At 75.2% G+C, this 15,454-nt stretch carries 17 protein-coding genes; 10 read left to right on the top strand and 7 right to left on the bottom strand.

Annotated elements, in window-relative coordinates; translation table 11 throughout:
* The first annotated feature begins 26 nt into the window (after window positions 1-26).
* From ACZZ97_RS14545 to ACZZ97_RS14525, 5 genes are all read left to right on the top strand, one after another.
* On the top strand, window positions 27-1,445 hold the full coding sequence (locus ACZZ97_RS14545; RefSeq protein ID WP_463473812.1) for a PfkB family carbohydrate kinase: 1,419 nt from the start codon (window positions 27-29) through the stop codon (window positions 1,443-1,445).
* A gap of 80 nt (window positions 1,446-1,525) precedes the next feature.
* Window positions 1,526-2,275: an SDR family oxidoreductase gene (locus ACZZ97_RS14540; protein ID WP_463473604.1), complete on the top strand. Its 750-nt coding sequence runs from the start codon at window positions 1,526-1,528 to the stop codon at window positions 2,273-2,275.
* A gap of 218 nt (window positions 2,276-2,493) precedes the next feature.
* Window positions 2,494-3,498 (top strand): aldo/keto reductase family protein, encoded by a 1,005-nt coding sequence (locus tag ACZZ97_RS14535; protein WP_463473603.1) that lies wholly within the window; start codon window positions 2,494-2,496, stop codon window positions 3,496-3,498.
* Between the two features lie 134 nt (window positions 3,499-3,632).
* Window positions 3,633-3,806 carry a CsbD family protein gene (locus tag ACZZ97_RS14530; protein WP_123548416.1) on the top strand — a complete coding sequence of 58 codons (174 nt, stop codon included), beginning with the start codon at window positions 3,633-3,635 and terminating at the stop codon, window positions 3,804-3,806.
* Between the two features lie 227 nt (window positions 3,807-4,033).
* Window positions 4,034-4,927, top strand: a complete 894-nt coding sequence (locus tag ACZZ97_RS14525; protein WP_463473602.1) for an NAD-dependent epimerase/dehydratase family protein — start codon at window positions 4,034-4,036, stop codon at window positions 4,925-4,927.
* A 26-nt stretch (window positions 4,928-4,953) separates the two neighbouring features.
* Here ACZZ97_RS14525 and ACZZ97_RS14520 read toward each other — a convergent pair whose 3' ends face one another.
* Window positions 4,954-6,213 carry a glycosyltransferase family 9 protein gene (locus tag ACZZ97_RS14520; protein WP_463473601.1) on the bottom strand — a complete coding sequence of 420 codons (1,260 nt, stop codon included), beginning with the start codon at window positions 6,211-6,213 and terminating at the stop codon, window positions 4,954-4,956.
* Window positions 6,214-6,381: 168 nt separating this feature from the next.
* Here ACZZ97_RS14520 and ACZZ97_RS14515 point away from each other — a divergent pair, with 168 nt between their 5' ends.
* From ACZZ97_RS14515 to ACZZ97_RS14500, 4 genes are read left to right on the top strand one after another with little or no spacing between them, the layout of a single operon-like run.
* Complete coding sequence (locus ACZZ97_RS14515; RefSeq protein WP_463473600.1) at window positions 6,382-8,016, top strand: aldehyde dehydrogenase family protein; 1,635 nt, start codon at window positions 6,382-6,384, stop codon at window positions 8,014-8,016.
* A 1-nt stretch (window position 8,017) separates the two neighbouring features.
* Window positions 8,018-9,652 carry a D-glycero-beta-D-manno-heptose 1-phosphate adenylyltransferase gene (rfaE2, locus tag ACZZ97_RS14510; protein WP_463473599.1) on the top strand — a complete coding sequence of 545 codons (1,635 nt, stop codon included), beginning with the start codon at window positions 8,018-8,020 and terminating at the stop codon, window positions 9,650-9,652.
* Complete coding sequence (locus ACZZ97_RS14505) at window positions 9,649-10,566, top strand: glycosyltransferase family A protein (protein ID WP_463473598.1); 918 nt, start codon at window positions 9,649-9,651, stop codon at window positions 10,564-10,566. Before rfaE2 ends, ACZZ97_RS14505 begins: the two co-directional genes overlap by 4 nt.
* A gap of 14 nt (window positions 10,567-10,580) precedes the next feature.
* A complete protein-coding gene (locus tag ACZZ97_RS14500; RefSeq protein ID WP_123548582.1) occupies window positions 10,581-10,775 on the top strand; it encodes a DUF2795 domain-containing protein in 195 nt (64 codons plus the stop codon).
* Window positions 10,776-10,852: 77 nt separating this feature from the next.
* Here ACZZ97_RS14500 and ACZZ97_RS14495 read toward each other — a convergent pair whose 3' ends face one another.
* The 4 genes from ACZZ97_RS14495 to ACZZ97_RS14480 all read right to left on the bottom strand — a co-directional run bounded on the left by ACZZ97_RS14495 (window position 10,853) and on the right by ACZZ97_RS14480 (window position 12,805).
* Window positions 10,853-11,032, bottom strand: coding sequence for a hypothetical protein (locus ACZZ97_RS14495; RefSeq protein WP_463473597.1), 180 nt, complete (start codon window positions 11,030-11,032; stop codon window positions 10,853-10,855).
* Between the two features lie 68 nt (window positions 11,033-11,100).
* On the bottom strand, window positions 11,101-11,601 hold the full coding sequence (locus ACZZ97_RS14490) for a hypothetical protein (RefSeq protein ID WP_463473596.1): 501 nt from the start codon (window positions 11,599-11,601) through the stop codon (window positions 11,101-11,103).
* Window positions 11,601-12,251, bottom strand: a complete 651-nt coding sequence (locus ACZZ97_RS14485) for an Asp23/Gls24 family envelope stress response protein (RefSeq protein WP_314104375.1) — start codon at window positions 12,249-12,251, stop codon at window positions 11,601-11,603. The genes ACZZ97_RS14490 and ACZZ97_RS14485 overlap by 1 nt, the downstream gene beginning before the upstream one ends.
* Entirely contained in the window at window positions 12,248-12,805 is a 558-nt protein-coding gene (locus tag ACZZ97_RS14480; RefSeq protein ID WP_314104372.1) for an RNA polymerase sigma factor, read from the bottom strand. The genes ACZZ97_RS14485 and ACZZ97_RS14480 overlap by 4 nt, the downstream gene beginning before the upstream one ends.
* 129 nt (window positions 12,806-12,934) lie before the next feature.
* Between ACZZ97_RS14480 and ACZZ97_RS14475 the strand changes: the two genes are divergently transcribed.
* Window positions 12,935-13,360, top strand: a complete 426-nt coding sequence (locus tag ACZZ97_RS14475; RefSeq protein WP_463473811.1) for an Asp23/Gls24 family envelope stress response protein — start codon at window positions 12,935-12,937, stop codon at window positions 13,358-13,360.
* Window positions 13,361-13,381: 21 nt separating this feature from the next.
* Here the strand turns inward: ACZZ97_RS14475 and ACZZ97_RS14470 are convergent, their stop codons facing one another.
* Together ACZZ97_RS14470 and ACZZ97_RS14465 are read right to left on the bottom strand one after the other, a co-directional pair.
* Entirely contained in the window at window positions 13,382-14,362 is a 981-nt protein-coding gene (locus ACZZ97_RS14470; protein ID WP_463473595.1) for an NAD(P)H-quinone oxidoreductase, read from the bottom strand.
* A 69-nt stretch (window positions 14,363-14,431) separates the two neighbouring features.
* A complete protein-coding gene (locus ACZZ97_RS14465; protein WP_463473594.1) occupies window positions 14,432-15,451 on the bottom strand; it encodes a zinc-binding dehydrogenase in 1,020 nt (339 codons plus the stop codon).
* Window positions 15,452-15,454 lie beyond the last annotated feature (3 nt).

Below are 15,454 nucleotides of genomic sequence, written 5' to 3'. Positions count from 1 at the left end.
GCGGCGGCGTGCGCGGAGGCGGCGGCATGCGTGGCGGCGGGATCGTCGTCGTCGGGGACGCCCTGCTCGACGTCGACGTGGTCGGCACCGCGACTCGCCTCAGCCCCGACGGCCCCGTGCCCGTGCTCGACGTGTCGTCGCGCACCACGAGGGCAGGAGGCGCCGGCCTGGTGGCCGCGATGCTCGCCCTCGACGGCACGGCCGTGCGCCTGGTCACGGCCCTGTCCGACGACGCCGGCGCCGACGACCTGCGACGTGCCCTCGGCACCGTGCCCGTCGTCGCGGGCGACCTGCGCGCGGGCACCCCCACCAAGACCCGCGTGCGCGCCGAGGGCGGGCACGCGATCGCCCGCGTCGACGACCACTGCGGCGCCGCCCCCGAGCCGCTCGTCACCGACGAGATGGTCGACGCCGTGCTCTCGGCCGACGCCGTCGTCGTCGCCGACTACGGTCGCGGCCTGACCGGTGTCCAGCGGCTGCGCGAGGCACTGCGACAGGTCGCCGAGCGCGGCACGCCGGTCGTCTGGGACCCGCACCCGAAGGGCTCCCCTCCCGTCGTCGGCTGCACGGTCGTCACCCCCAACCAGGGCGAGGCCTCTGCGCTGCACGGCTCGGTCGTCGGCGACGTCGCCTCGGCCGGCGCCGTCGCGGGCGACCTCCGCGACCGGTGGCAGGTCGGTGCCGTCGCCGTGACCCTCGGCGCACGCGGGGCGGTGCTCGCCACGGCAGGGCCCGACGGCGTGCCCGCTCACGTGCCGGCGCCCTCCGTCGACTCGGCCGACCCGTGCGGCGCAGGCGACCGGTTGGCGTCCGCCCTCGCGGTGGCGCTGCACGGCGGCTCGTCGCTCGACGAGGCGCTGGCGACGGCGGTGCGGTCGGCGGCGTGGTTCCTCGGCGCGGGCGGGGTCGCGGTGCTCGACCTGGAGGCGCTGCGGTCCGGGACGGACGCCGGGTCCGAGCCCGCGCCTCCGGCGCCCGTCGCCCTCCCCGGCGTCGACGCCCTGGCCGTCGCGCGACGGGTGCGCGCCGAGGGCGGCACGGTCGTCGCGACCGGCGGCTGCTTCGACCTCCTGCACGCCGGCCACGCGCGCACCCTCGCCGGCGCCCGCGCCCTCGGCGACTGCCTGGTCGTGTGCCTCAACAGCGACGAGTCGGTCACGCGGCTCAAAGGGCCCGAGCGGCCGATCATGTCGCAGGGCGACCGCGTCGACCTGCTGCTCGCGCTCGAGTGCGTCGACGCCGTGGTCGTCTTCGACGAGGACACCCCGCACGCCGTGCTCGACCGCGTCCGGCCCGACCTGTGGGTGAAGGGCGGGGACTACACCGCCGACACCCTGCCGGAGGCCTCGCTCGTCGCCGGCTGGGGAGGGCGCACCGTCACGGTGCCGTTCCACCCCGGGCGGTCGACGACGAGGCTCGCGTCGGCGCTGGAGCGCGTGGGCTGACCCGCGCCTCCTCGTCGTCGCCCGTGCACCGGGCCGCCCGCGCCGCACGACACCCATGTCCCCTACGGAAGGAACCACCCATGACCTCGACCGACACCCGCACGACCCACACCAGCACCGGCACCGGCGCCGAGGGCCGTCGCGGCCCTGGCCGCGTGATCGTGACCGGCGGTGCCAGCGGACTCGGCGCGGCCGTCGCGCACGCCGTGCTCCGGGCCGGCGGCACGCCGATCGTGCTCGACCTCGACGTCTCCCGCGTGGCCGAGGGCGTCGAGGCACACCAGGTCGACGTGTCCGACTCGGCAGCCGTGGAGGCGGCGGTCACCTCGGCCGCGGAGGCGCACGGCGGCCTCGACGCGGTCGTCACCGCCGCGGGCATCGACACCCCCGCGCCGCTCGACGGCATCAGCACCGCGAGCTGGGAGGCGATCGTCGGCGTCAACCTGTTCGGCACCGTCTCGACCGTGCGCGCCGCGCTGCCGCACCTCAAGCAGTCGCGCGGCAAGGTCGTCACCGTGGCGTCGTCGCTCGGCATCAAGGCCGTCGGCGACGCGACCGCGTACTGCGCCTCGAAGTTCGGCGTGGTCGGCTTCACGCGCTCGCTCGCGGCCGAGCTGAAGGGCGTCGTCGGCGTGACGACGCTCATCCCGTCGGGCATGAAGACGCGCTTCTTCGACGCCCGCGACGAGCAGTACAAGCCGCAGGACGACTCCCGCCTGCAGGATCCGTCGGACGTCGCCGACGCCGTGCTCTACGTGCTCGGGATGCCCGCGACCAGCGAGATCCGCGAGCTCGTCGTGACGCACCCGGAGGAGGACAGCTGGCCCTGATCGGCAGCCGGCCGGCTCCGGTGAGCCAGCCCTCGCCTCCTCGGCTCGGCCCTGTCGCGCTCGAGTGGTCAGGTGCTGTCCCTCACCGAGCCGGGGAGGACAGGAGCTGACCACTCGCCGTCGCCGCAGGCGGGCGTACCCCGGCGTGAACGTTCACGCCGCCGAGGCGTAGCGTCGACGGCGGTGCGCAGCGGAGCGCCCCCGACAAGGAGAACCCCATGGAATTCAGGTACCTCGGCAACTCAGGACTCAAGGTCTCCGAGCTCACGTTCGGCAACTGGCTGACCCACGGCTCGCAGGTCGAGAACGACACGGCGACCGCGTGCGTCCGCGCCTCGCTCGACGTCGGGATCTCGACCTTCGACACGGCCGACGTCTACGCGAACACGCAGGCGGAGGTCGTGCTCGGCGAGGCGCTGAAGGGCGAGCGCCGCGAGTCGGTCGAGATCTTCACCAAGGTCTACGGCCCGACCGGCCCCAAGGGCCACAACGACACCGGCCTCAGCCGCAAGCACATCACCGAGTCGATCAACGGGTCGCTGAAGCGGCTGCAGACGGACTACGTCGACCTGTACCAGGCGCACCGCTACGACGTCGAGACTCCCCTCGAGGAGACGATGGAGACGTTCGCCGACCTCGTCCGCCAGGGCAAGGTGCTGTACATCGGCGTCTCCGAGTGGAACGCCGAGCAGCTGCGCGAGGCGCACGCGCTCGCCCGTGAGCTCAAGATCCAGCTCGTCTCGAACCAGCCCGAGTACTCGCTGCTCTGGCGGGTCATCGAGGAGGAGGTCGTCCCGGCCTCGAAGGAGCTCGGCATCTCGCAGATCGTCTGGTCGCCCGTCGCCCAGGGCGTGCTCACCGGCAAGTACACCAAGGGCGGCGAGCTGCCCTCGGGCAGCCGGGCCACCGACCAGAAGGGCGGCGCCGCGATGATCGAGCGCTGGATGGGCGACGACGTGCTCGACGCCGTGGCCCAGCTGAAGCCGGTCGCGGACGACCTCGGCCTCACGCAGGCGCAGCTGTCGCTGGCCTGGGTGCTGTCCAACGAGAACGTCGCGTCGGCGATCATCGGGGCCTCGCGTCCGGAGCAGGTCGAGTCGAACGCGAAGGCGTCGGGCGTCGTGCTCGAGGCCGACGTGCTCGCGAAGATCGAGTCGATCTTCGAGGGGCTCGCCGAGACCGACCCCCGCAAGACGCAGATGCCCGCCGGCCGCGAGGTCTAGGCCGCCGCCCCGGCGCTGACCACTGGCCGATCGCCTCCTGGGAACATCCCGAGCGGCGGCCCGTGGCGGCGCTGCGGGCCTACCGTCCACGTCACAGCCGGGACATCCCGGGACTCAGCAGGAGGAGGAACCGCATGTCCATCGGAGACAAGGCCAAGGACGCAGTGCAGAAGGCAGCCGGACACGTGGAGGAGGCCGTCGGCAAGAAGACCGACGACGCCGAGCTCACCGCGCAGGGCCAGAAGGACAAGTCGATGAGCGAGGACCGTCTCGCCACCGAGCGCGCCAAGGACGGCGACCAGCACTGATCCACCCGGGCGCCGATCCATCGCGCCCTCCGGTCGAGCCCGGCACCTGCACAGGTGCCGGGCTCGACCGCTGTCCGGGCCCGGCTCGGCGTGGCGCGTGGCTCCGCAGATGCCGACCGCACGCGCTGCGATGCGGGGATGTCCGGGTACGACGGACAGTGATCGACGCGAACGGTCGGCATGTGCGGGCCGAGCGAGCGTCGGGGGCGAGCCGTACGGTGAGGGGCATGAGCGACCATGCCGAGCCCGACGCCGCCCGCCTCCGAGGAGCACGCTGGGCCGTGACCGGCGCCGCGGGCCGCATCGGGGTGCACCTCCGCTCCGCGCTGCACGAGCTCGGCGTCGAGCTCGTCTCGACCGACGTCGTCGAGGTGCCGCCGGCCACCGCGACCGGCATCTCGGCCGATGCGGACCCCGCAGCCGCCGCCGAGCGGCGCGAGGTCGTCGACGTCGCCGACCTCGAGGCCCTCACCGAGCTCTTCGCAGGCTGTGTCGGCGTCGTCCACCTGGGGGGCATCAGCGACGAGGCGGACTTCCACGACCTGGCCACGGTGAACGTGGTGGGCACGTACCACGTGCTCGAGGCGGCCCGCCGGGCGGGGGTCGGCCGGGTGGTCTTCGCGAGCAGCAACCGCCTCACGGGCTCGTACGACACCGACACGACCGTCGACGTCGGCATGCCGCCGCGCCCCGACGGCTTCTACGGCGTCTCGAAGGTCGCCGGCGAGGCGCTCTGCCGCCTCTACTCGGACAAGTTCGGCCTCAGCACGATCGCGCTCCGCATCGGCAGCTGGGGCGAGGCGCCGGAGGACTCCCGCCAGCTGCACACGTGGCTCAGCCGGCCGGACGCGGTGCGCGCGTTCGTCGCCGCCATGACGACCGACGTGCACGCGGCCGTGTTCTACGCCGTGTCGGCCAACGCCGAGGGGTGGTGGGACCTCGCGGCAGGCGAGGCCGTCGGCTTCCGGCCGCAGGACGAAGCCTCGACGGTCGTCGACGGCCCCCTGCCCGAGCCCGCGGGGATCGTCCCTCCCGAGACCGGGGAGCCGGCCGAGCCCGCGGGTCCCCAGGGCGGGCCCTTCGCCTCCTCGACCTTCTCGCTGGACCGCATGACGCGCTGAGCGACGTCCTCACCGCGACCTCCCGCTCAGGACCGGGCTTCCTGGACGGGGACAGACGTGCCGCGGCCCGCGAGCACACCGTCGAGCAGCTCCCGGGTGTTCTCCCACACCTCGTCGAGCCCCACCCCGTCGACGACGCTCGCGTCGTGCTCGCAGCGCTCCGCCGTCCAGCCGACCTGGGTGATGTCGACTCCGCACACCGGACACGACGTGCTGAACGCCATGGCGACGCGGTGCCTCGTCCGGCCGAGGGCACCCGCGTTGATCACGTTGCCGAACCAGAAGACCGCGCTCGTCGCCGTCCCGACGGCCTCCGCCACGTGCCGGGGCCCGCTGTCGTTCCCGACGAAGGCGTCGACCGACGCGAGCACGCCCACGAGGCCGGAGAGGTCGAGCTGCCCCGCCAGCGACGACACGAGGGAGGCGCGGCTCGGCCGGCGCTCGTGGGCCACGGTCGTGACGCGGTCGGCCAGTGCCACGTCGTCGCCCTCGCCGACGACCACGACCCGCACGCCGTGGTGCGCGAGGCGAGCGGCGAGCTCGCCGAACCGGTCGGCCGACCACCGCCTCCTCGGGTCGCTCGCCCCGGGGTGGATCGCGACGACCGGGCGCCCGTCTCCGCCGGCCGACGTGCCGGCCGGACCACCGCCGACGAGCGCCGCCCCGCGGCCCCGCTCGGCCCGGGTCGGCGAGAGCACCGGACGCCCCGACGAGGAGGCGCCGGCGAGCGCCACGACCTCGAGGGCGCGCAGCACCTCGTGCTGGTAGTAGACGTAGGGGATCGTGCGCTCGAGCGGGATCGCGTCGGGGGTCCGCGTGCCGATCGTGTGCCGGGCGCCGAGCCGGTGCAGGAACGGGTTCGAGTTGCGTCCCCCGCCGTGCACCTGCACGGCCAGGTCGTAGCGGCGCGCACGGTGGCGAGCGACGAACTCCTCGGTGGCGACGGCGTCGACCTCGGTGCCCGACGCGTCGCCGACGCCGGGGACGACGGGCAGCACGTCGACCTCGTCGACGCCGGAGGTGCGTCCGGCGAGCAGGGCCCGGTGGACGGGCGAGCCGAGCAGCGTGAGGCGGGCCGCAGGGTACGCCGCGGCGAGCGCCTCGATCGCGGGCAGGGCGAAGACGAGGTCGCCGATGCCTCCGCCGCGGAGGACGGCGATCTCGTGGACGTCGTCGAAGCGCGGATGCAGCTCCGGCAGGCCGGGGACGGGCTGGGACGACGCGGGGCGGTCGGGCGCCGGGCGGGCGGGCGCCGGGCGGGCGGGTGCGGTGGTGTCGGGCTGCACGGGGTCCTCTCTCTCGTCGGCCCCCTGCCCTGCGGGCCTCGTGGCCAAACGCCCTCCTGCCCCTGCACCGTCCGCTCCCCGCCCCGGCCCCGGCCCCGCGACCCCGACCACGTGTGAGGCGCGCCGAGCCGGGGTAGGGCACGAGCACCGACACGAGAGGACGCCTCCATGACGACCTGGGCCCCTGGCACCCGCCCCGACGACGCCGTCGACGCGCACCCGCACGACGACGTCGCGCACGACCACCGGCCCGGCCCGGTCGTCGGCAGGTCGGCGGCCGACGGCGTACTGACCGTCCTCGACCCGAGCGACGGGTCGACGGTGGGCGAGATCCGCGAGGCCGACCGCGACGAGGTCGTCGAGGCCGTGCGCCGGGCGCGGGCCGCCCAGCACGACTGGGAGCGCACGCCCGCCGCGGACCGCGGCGCCCAGCTGCACGGCGCCGCCGCGGCCCTCCGCGAGCACGCCGCCGAGCTCGCCGCGCTCAACCAGCGCGAGACCGGCAAGCCGTTCGACGACTCCCTCGGCGGGGTGCTCGCCGGTGCCGACACCCTGCGCCAGTACGCCGAGCTCGGGCCCGTGCACCGCGGCCTCAGCCTCGTCGGGGGCCGAGAGTCCGCCGACTTCACGATCGACCAGCCCCGGGGCGTCGTCGCGGCGATCACCCCCTGGAACGACCCCGTCGCCGTCGCCTGCGGCCTGATCGGTGCCGCGCTCGTCACGGGCAGCACGGTCGTGCACAAGCCGAGCGAGCGCTGCCCGCACGTCGGCGAGCTGCTCGGCCGCGTGCTCGCCGAGACGCTGCCGCCCGACGTGCTCGTCACCGTCTCGGGAGGCGGCGGCGTGGGCGCCGCGCTCACCGAGCAGCCGGGCGTCGACGCCGTCGCCCACGTCGGCTCGACCGCGACGGGCCGGCGCATCGCGCGCATGGCCGCGCTGACCGGCGCCCACGTCGTGCTCGAGAACGGCGGCAACGACGCCCTCATCGTCGACGGCGACGTCGACCCCGTCTGGGCGGCGGAGCAGGCGGCGATCGGCTCGTTCGCCAACGCGGGCCAGATCTGCACCAGCGTGGAGCGCATCTTCGTGCACCGGGACGTCGCCGCCGCCTTCGTCGAGGCGCTCGTCGCCGAGGCGGCCCGGCGCCACGACCGGCTCGAGATGGGCCCGCTCGTCGACGCCCGCCTCCGTGCCGAGGTGCAGCGCCAGGTCGACGAGGCCGTCGCCGACGGGGCGACGGTCGAGATCGGCGGCACGACCCCCGAGGGCCCGGGATCGTGGTGGCCCGCCACGGTGCTGACGGGCTGTCGGCCGCACATGACGATCATGCAGGAGGAGACCTTCGGCCCCGTCGCCCCCGTGCAGGTCGTCGACGACTTCGACGAGGCCCTGCGCCTCGCCTGCCACGACCGCCACGGGCTCGCGGCGACCGTGCTCACGGGCTCGATCGCGCACGCGAACCGGGCTCTGGCCGACCTGCCCGTCGGCACCGTCAAGATCAACGCCGTCTTCGGCGGAGCACCGGGCGGATCAGCCCAGCCGCGCGGCGAGAGCGGCTCCGGCTTCGGCTACGGCCCCGAGCTGCTCGACGAGCTGACGCTGACGAAGGTCGTGCACTACGGGGTCCCCGTGCTCGCGGCCGACGGCGGGCACCGGGAGGTGCGGGGCACCTCCTCGGCACCGCTCGCCGCGGGCGACCAGGTCGGGGGCCAGGACTCGGCCGAGGCGCCGCACGGCACCGGCAGGGGTGAGGACGACGCCGAGCTCCGCGTGCACCCCTCTTACCCCGCCGAGGGCGACTGACGTGGCGGGCCGGATCGACCTCGGCCAGGTCCGGGGGCTCAGCCCCGAGGTGGTGCGCGCCCTGCGCGACGCCGCCCCGGTCGTCAGCGTCGTCGGCGACCTCGTGCTCGACGGCTGGTGGCAGGGCACGACCGAGCGCATGACGCGCGAGGCTCCCGTGCCCGTCGTCGAGGTGGCCGACCGCCGGTTCGTGCCGGGCGGCGCCGCCAACACGGCGGTCAACCTCGCCGCCCTGGGCGCGCGGGTGCGGCTCGCGGGGATCGTCGGCGACGACGAGGCCGGCCGACGGCTCACCGAGCTGCTCGCCTCGCACGGCGTCGACACCACGGGCGTGGTGCGCGTGCGCGGCCGTGCCACCGTCGCGAAGAACCGGGTTCTCGTCGACGACCAGGTGCTCATCCGGCTGGACGACGTGGAGTCGGAGCCCGCGCCGGCCGCCTCCCTCGCGCTGCTCGCCGAGGCCGCGCTCGCACAGGCCCACGGCGCCGACGCCGAGCTCGTCTGCGACTACGCCTCCGGGTGCCTCACCGGCGTCGTGCTCGACGCCCTCGTCGCCCGGCCCGCCGCCGACCGCCCGCCGCTCGTCGTGGTCGACGCGCACGACCTCGCTCCCTGGGCGCGGCTGCGGCCCGACCTCGTCACGCCGAACGCGGGCGAGAGCGGGGCCCTCGCGGGGATCGCGATCGGCGACTCGCTGCCCACCGACGTCCGCGTCGAGCGCGTCGAGGCCGCCGCCTCCTCGTTGCTCGAGCGCTCGGGGGCGGCCGCCGTCGTGGCGACGCTCGACCACGACGGGTCGATGCTGCTCGTGCACGGCGGCACGACGGCGGGTCAGCACGGCGATGCGACGGCGGGTCAGCCCGACGTCGCCCTCGACCGCGGCGACGGCAGCCCGCAGGAGGCGCGGGTGCAGCACCGGACCTGGGCGCGTCGGGCGCGCGAGCGGCAGGCCTCCGGCGCGGGCGACTCGTTCGTCGCCGCGCTGACCGTCGGACGGGCAGCCGGCCTCCCGCTGACGACGAGCGTCGACCTGGCGCAGGCGGCGGCGGACGTCGTCGTACGGCGCTTCGGCACCTCCGTGTGCTCGACGGACGACCTCGTCGGGCACGTCGACCGCACCGGCGACCTCATGCTGGGCCTGGACGAGCTGGCGCGCCGGCTCGACGAGGAGCGGGCGGCGGGCCGACGCGTCGTCCTCACGAACGGCTGCTTCGACGTGCTGCACCGAGGCCACACCACCTACCTGACGCAGGCGAAGCAGCTCGGGGACGTGCTCGTCGTCGCGCTCAACGACGACGACTCGACCCGGCGTCTCAAGGGCCCCGGCCGACCGATCAACGCGCTGGCCGACCGGGCCGGCGTGCTGTCCGCGCTGAGCTGCGTCGACTACGTCACGTCGTTCGCCACGGACACGCCGATCCCCCTGATCCGTCGCGTCCGACCCGACCTCTACGCGAAGGGCGGCGACTACACGCCGCAGATGCTCGAGGAGACGGCCTCGGTCGTCGAGGGAGGCGGCGAGGTGCGCATCCTCGACTACGTCGCCGACCACTCGACGACGGGCATCGTCGACCGCATCCGCCAGTCGCACGGTGCCGGCGCCGACGGCGACGGCCCGGGACGGGGACGCGCGTGAGCGGCAGCCGGCGCTGGTCGGGGGCGTGGGCGTCGGCGTCGGCGTCGGTCCTCGACGCGCAGGGGGCGCCTCCTGCGCTCGTCGACGTGCTCGTGCCCACCGCCGATCGCCCGGCAGAGCTGGCGGTCACGCTCGCCGGGCTCGCCGCCCAGGACGACCCGCCGTTCTCGGTCGTGGTGAGCGACCAGTCCGAGGGCCAGCCCGACTGGGCGCACCCGGCGGCGCAGGCCATGGTGCGGGTGCTGCGCGCGCAGGGACGCTCCGTCGAGACGCACGTCCACCTGCCGCGTCGGGGCCTCGCCGAGCACCGCCAGTCGCTGCTCGAGCGGGCGACGGCACCCGAGGTGCTGTTCCTCGACGACGACGTCTGGCTCGAGCCCGGGGCTCTCCACCGGATGCACGACGCCCTGGACCGGCTCGGCTGCGGCTTCGTCGGCTCGGCGGTGCAGGGCCTGTCGTACCTGGACGACGTCCGGCCGCACGAACGGGAGGCCTTCGAGCTCTGGTCCGGCGAGGTGCTGCCCGAGCGCGTCCGTCGGGACACGCCCGCGTTCTCCCGCTGGCGGCTGCACAACGCCGCGAACCTCGTCCACGAGGCGGCTCGGCTCGACGTGCCCGAGGGCGGCTGGGAGGCCTACCGGGTGGCCTGGGTCGGGGGCTGCGCGCTGTACCGCAGGGACGTCCTGCTCGAGGCCGGCGGCTTCGGGTTCTGGGACGACCTGCCGCGCGACCACGCGGGCGAGGACGTCGCCGCCCAGTGGCGCGTCATGCAGGCACGAGGAGGCGCGGGCATCGTCCCCAGCGGTGCCGTCCACCTCGAGGCGCCCACCACCGTGGAGCGCCGCGACGTCGAGGCGACGGACCTGGTCGACCTCGACACCCCGGCCGGACCCGGCCGGGCCACCCCGAGATGAAGGAGGCGACCGTCATGGCCGACACCCCGAACCCCATCCAGATGCAGAAGTACCTCAGCGGCGTGGACTACCCGGTCTCGAAGGAGGACCTGATCGCCACGGCGAGGGAGCAGGGAGCGCCCGACGACGTCGTGTCGGCGCTCGAGGCGCTCGACGGAGACTCGTTCGACGCGCCGACCGACGTCAGCAAGGGCGTCTCGGAGGAGTAGCTCGCCGCCGTGGGACACGGCACGGGACCGCCCGTCGTCGGGGACGGCGGGCGGTCCCGTGCGTTCGTCGACGCGGTTCAGACCTGGTCGGGCGAGGGCGCCTGCGTCGGGGCGTCGTCGGCGCGCTGATCGACGTCGTCGTCGACCGAGCCGTCGGCGTCGAGGTCGTAGTCCTCGCCCTTCAGCACCTGGTCCCACTTCTGGGCGTCGTCGGGGTTCGAGTCGGGGTTCTGCGGGGTGATGGGGACGCTGCTCATGGTGACCTCCTCGGTCGGTCGTGGTCCCCTCGACGGTAGGCGCGCCTCCCCGCGCTGTCCGCCCCCGGCTACGACGAGGTGCCGACGATGCGGACGTCGATCGTCGGGGCCGGCAGCTGCTGCGCCTCGAGGTGCCCGAGGAGGCGAGCCGCGACCGCCCGCGCGACCGCCGGCCCCGAGGCGGCGTCGTCCACGGCGAGGTCGAGCACCACCCGCGTCTCGTCGTCGGTGACGGCGAGCGTCACGAGCGGCCTCGGCCGACCCGGGGTCCCGTCGGCCGCGCCGGCCGAGGCGGGCACGCCGGCCGCCGCGGCACCGGTCACGACTGCACCGGCCGCACCGGTCACGCTGGCGACGGCTGCCCGGAGTCCGCCGAGCGCCTGGCGGGCGATCTCGACCGCACCGGGCCGGGCGTGCACGCGGGCGACGCCGTCCGTCTCCGCCGCCAGCGCTCCGAGCTCGAGCGCGAGGTCGTCGAGACGGTCCTGCGGCACGGTCGCGACGCCGTCGGCACCCACGGCCGGGCCTGCGCCCTGACCAGCACGGTCGTCGATCGTCGGGTCGTCCATCACAGTCCTGCCTCTCGGGCCTCGAGGTGCACGTCGCGCACGGTGACGTCGAGGGACTCGACGACGATCTCGGTCTGCCGAGCGAGCGCCTCGGACACGGCCTCGCGCACGAGCTCGGCGACTCGCCGCAGGTCGGCGCCGTAGACGACGCTCACCGCCACGTCGACCCTGATCGGCGCGTCGACGACGCCCACGTCGCCGGCCAGCCCGCACGAGATGACGACGGCACCCGGCACCGCGTCGCCGGCCTCGCGGACGAGCGAGCGCACCGCGCCCTCGGTGATGTGCAGGGTGCTGCGGACGTCGGGCGACGCGAGCGGGATGTCGCGCCCCGTGCGCGACTCGAGCCGGACGCGGTCCATGACGCTCGCGATCCACGACGGGTCGGGGGCCGGAGCCGTCGCGACGTCGCTCTCGACGAGCTCGGACGACAGCGCCCGCAGCCGCTCGAGCGCGAGGAGCTGCGCCAGGCACTCGGGGTCGTCCTCGATGAGCGGGTCGTACGGCTCACGGCCGGCGTCGAGGTAGTCGGCGAGCCGCTCGGTCGGGACCGAGTCGGCCCCCGAGCCCGATCCGACGTCCGTCAGGGGGCCCTCGGCGCGGCCGTCGCTCGGCTGCGCGGAGGGCGAGAAGGGCGTCGGGTCGCTCATCGCCAGGCCTCCATCTCTCGGGTCAGTGACTCTCGGGCACGAGCGAGCTGGCCCCTCACGGCGGTCACGGACGAGCCGGTCCGCTCCGCGATGTCAGCGTACGACTCGCCGCCGACCTCGCGCATGGTCCACACGCGGCGCTGGGCGGCGGGCAGCCGGTCGAGCGCCTGGCGCAGCGCGACCATCGCGTCGGACGACTGGGCCCGCCTCTCGGGGTCGTCGTGGGCGCCGTCGGCCGAGGGCACCTCCAGCTCGTCGACGTCGGCCGCGGGACGGCGACGACGGATCAGGTCGAACGCCTTGCGCGACACGATCGTCATCATCCAGCCGCGCACGGCGTCGGGGGTCTGCAGGCCCGGCAGCTCCCGCCAGATGGTGATCGACGCCTCCTGCACCGCGTCGGAGGCGTCGGCCCGGGACGAGGTCAGGCGCGTCGCGTAGGCGGTCATCAGCCCGAGGTGGCGCCGCAGCAGCACCTCGAAGGCCCGTTCGTCGCCCTCCGCGGCACGGGACGCGAGCGTGCCGTCGGCAGCCTCGGTGAGGTCGATCGACACGGTGCCTCCTCTGTGCGGCGAGCCCCGGCAGGGCGTTCGATGGAACGACTGGGACGGATTCCGTGACGATCAGGTCCCGGCGTGCGTCTCGTCCATGACTACACCAGCCTCTCGCAGAACGGAGCCACCATGGCCGACACCACCCCGACCACCCTCACCGCCGCCACGACCCCGACCGGCCCCGCGACGGACGGCCCGACGCCCGGCCGCACCGTCGTCGCCGACGCCGTCGTCGCCAAGGTCGCGGGCATCGCCGCCCGTGAGGTGCCCGGCGTGCACGCCCTCGGCGGCGGCGCGGCCCGCGCCTTCGGCGCCCTCCGCGACGTCGTCGGCAGCACGGACCTCGGCCAGGGCGTCCGCGTCGAGGTCGGCGAGATCCAGGTCGCGGCCGACGTCACGATCGTCGTCGAGTACCCCGTCGCCATCAGCCAGGTCGCCGACCAGGTCCGCGAGTCCGTCGCGGCCGCCATCGAGCAGCTCGTCGGCATGGACGTGGCCGAGGTCAACGTGTCCGTCACCGACGTGCACATCCCGGGCGACGACGACGAGGACTGAGATCGGCCGGGCGCAGGGCCCTCAGCGCACCGCGAGCACGATCTTGCCGAGGTGCTGCCCCGACTCCATCCGCTTGTGGGCCGTCGCCGCGAACTCGAGCGGGTAGACGCTGTCGAGCACCGGCCGCACGGTGCCGGCGGCGACGAGCGGCCACACGTGCTCGCGCACCTCGGCCATGATCGCGCGGCGCTCCTCGAGCGGACGGGCGCGGAGGGTCGTGCCCCAGATGCGGGCGCGCTTGGCCATCAGGCGCCCCACGTCGATCGTCGCGGCCGTTCCGCCCTGCGTCGCGATCACCATGACGCGTCCCCCGGGGGCGACGGCCTCGACGTCGCGCGCGAGGTAGTCGCCGCCGACGAGGTCGAGCACGACGTCGACGCCCCGCCCGTCGGTCAGCTCGCGGACGACCTCGACGAAGTCCTCCTGCTTGTAGTCGATGCCGCGGGCCGCGCCGAGCTGCTCGCAGAACGCGGTCTTCTCGGCCGAGCCGGCGGTCGCGTAGACGGTGGCGCCACGGGCGACGGCGAGCTGGATCGCGATCGACCCGACGCCGCTCGACCCGCCGTGCACCAGCAGGGTCTCGCCCGGCTGCAGCCCGGCCGACATGAAGACGTTCGACCAGACGGTCGCGAGCGCCTCGGGCAGCCCCGCCGCCTCGACCAGGTCGAGGCCCTTCGCGTAGGGCAGCAGCAGGCCCTCGTCGACGGCCACGCGGTCGGCGTAGCCGCCGCCGGGCAGCAGCGCCAGGACGTAGTCGCCCAGGGAGGCGCCGGTCACCTCGCTGCCCACGCTCACGACCGTGCCGCTCACCTCGAGCCCCGGCCACGCGGGCGCCCCGGCCGGCGACGGGTAGTGCCCCTCGCGCTGCGAGACGTCGGCGCGGTTCACGCCCGCCGCGGCGACGTCGATCACGACCTCGTGGGGACCGGCGACGGGCTCGGGGACTTCGCTGACGACGAGGGCGGAGGGCCCTCCGGGAACGGGGACGGTGACGGCGCGCATGCCTCCATCCTCCCCCTGCGGGGCGGGACGAGGCTCGCCGGCCCCGTCCCGTGGCGCGATCGGCGCCTCCTACGGCCTGTCGGGCCAGGCGGCGACGAGGACCTTGCCGCTGACCGACGAGTCCCGGGCGACGTCGAAGGCCCGGGCCGCGTCGGCGCTGTCGACGACGTGCGTGACGACCGCGCCGAGCGACGGGTCGGCGTCGAGCATCCGCACGGCCTCGTCGATCTCGTCCCGGAAGCGGAAGACGCCGAGCACGGTCAGCTCCTTCGAGATCGCGGGCGCGAGGTTGACCGGGCGGGCGACGTCGGGGACCATGCCGACCTGCGCGACGACGCCGAGGCGACGGGCGGCGACGAAGGCGGCGCTGACGGCCGGCGCGGCGCCCGAGCACTCGAGCACGACGTCGAACGAGTCGGCGGGGACGGCGTCCTCCCCGAGCCGGAGGACCTCGTCGGCACCCACGGCGAGCGCCCTGGCCAGGGGCTCGGGCAGGACGTCGACGACGGTCACGCGTGCCGCGCCGCGGGCACGGGCCGCGGCGGCGGCGAGCAGGCCGATCGGGCCGGCGCCGGAGACGAGGACGCGGGCACCCGCGACGTCGCCCACCCGGGTCACGGCGTGCAGGGCGACGGCGAGCGGCTCGGCGAGCGCGGCCCGCTCGAGCGGGAGCGACTCGGGCAGCGCCCGCAACATGCCCGCGTCGACCACGAGGTACTCGCTGAGGGCGCCCTGCGTGTGCGGGTGCGTCGAGGCGCTGCCGAGGTAGGAGCCGCCCGGCCAGAGGTGCGGCGCGTCCTCGGTGCCCTCGGTCGGGGTGCCGAACCGGGCAGGGTGCACGGTGACGGGCGTGCCGGGGGCCCACTGACCGCTCGGGTCGAGGTCGATGCGCCCCGACAGCTCGTGGCCGGGGGCGAGGGGCTCCTCGACGACGAAGGCCCCGTTGGCGCCCTCGAAGTAGTAGTGCAGGTCGGAGCCGCAGATGCCGACGAAGTCGACGCGGATCCGCACCTCGCCCTCGCCGGGCTCGGGCGTCGGGACCTCGCGCTCCGTCAGGACGGTCGCGGAGTCGATCTGGATGGTCTTCACGGT

The sequence above is a fragment of the Frigoribacterium sp. AC512 genome, assembly GCF_979258295.1.
This window is presented reverse-complemented; position numbering and strand designations above follow the sequence as displayed.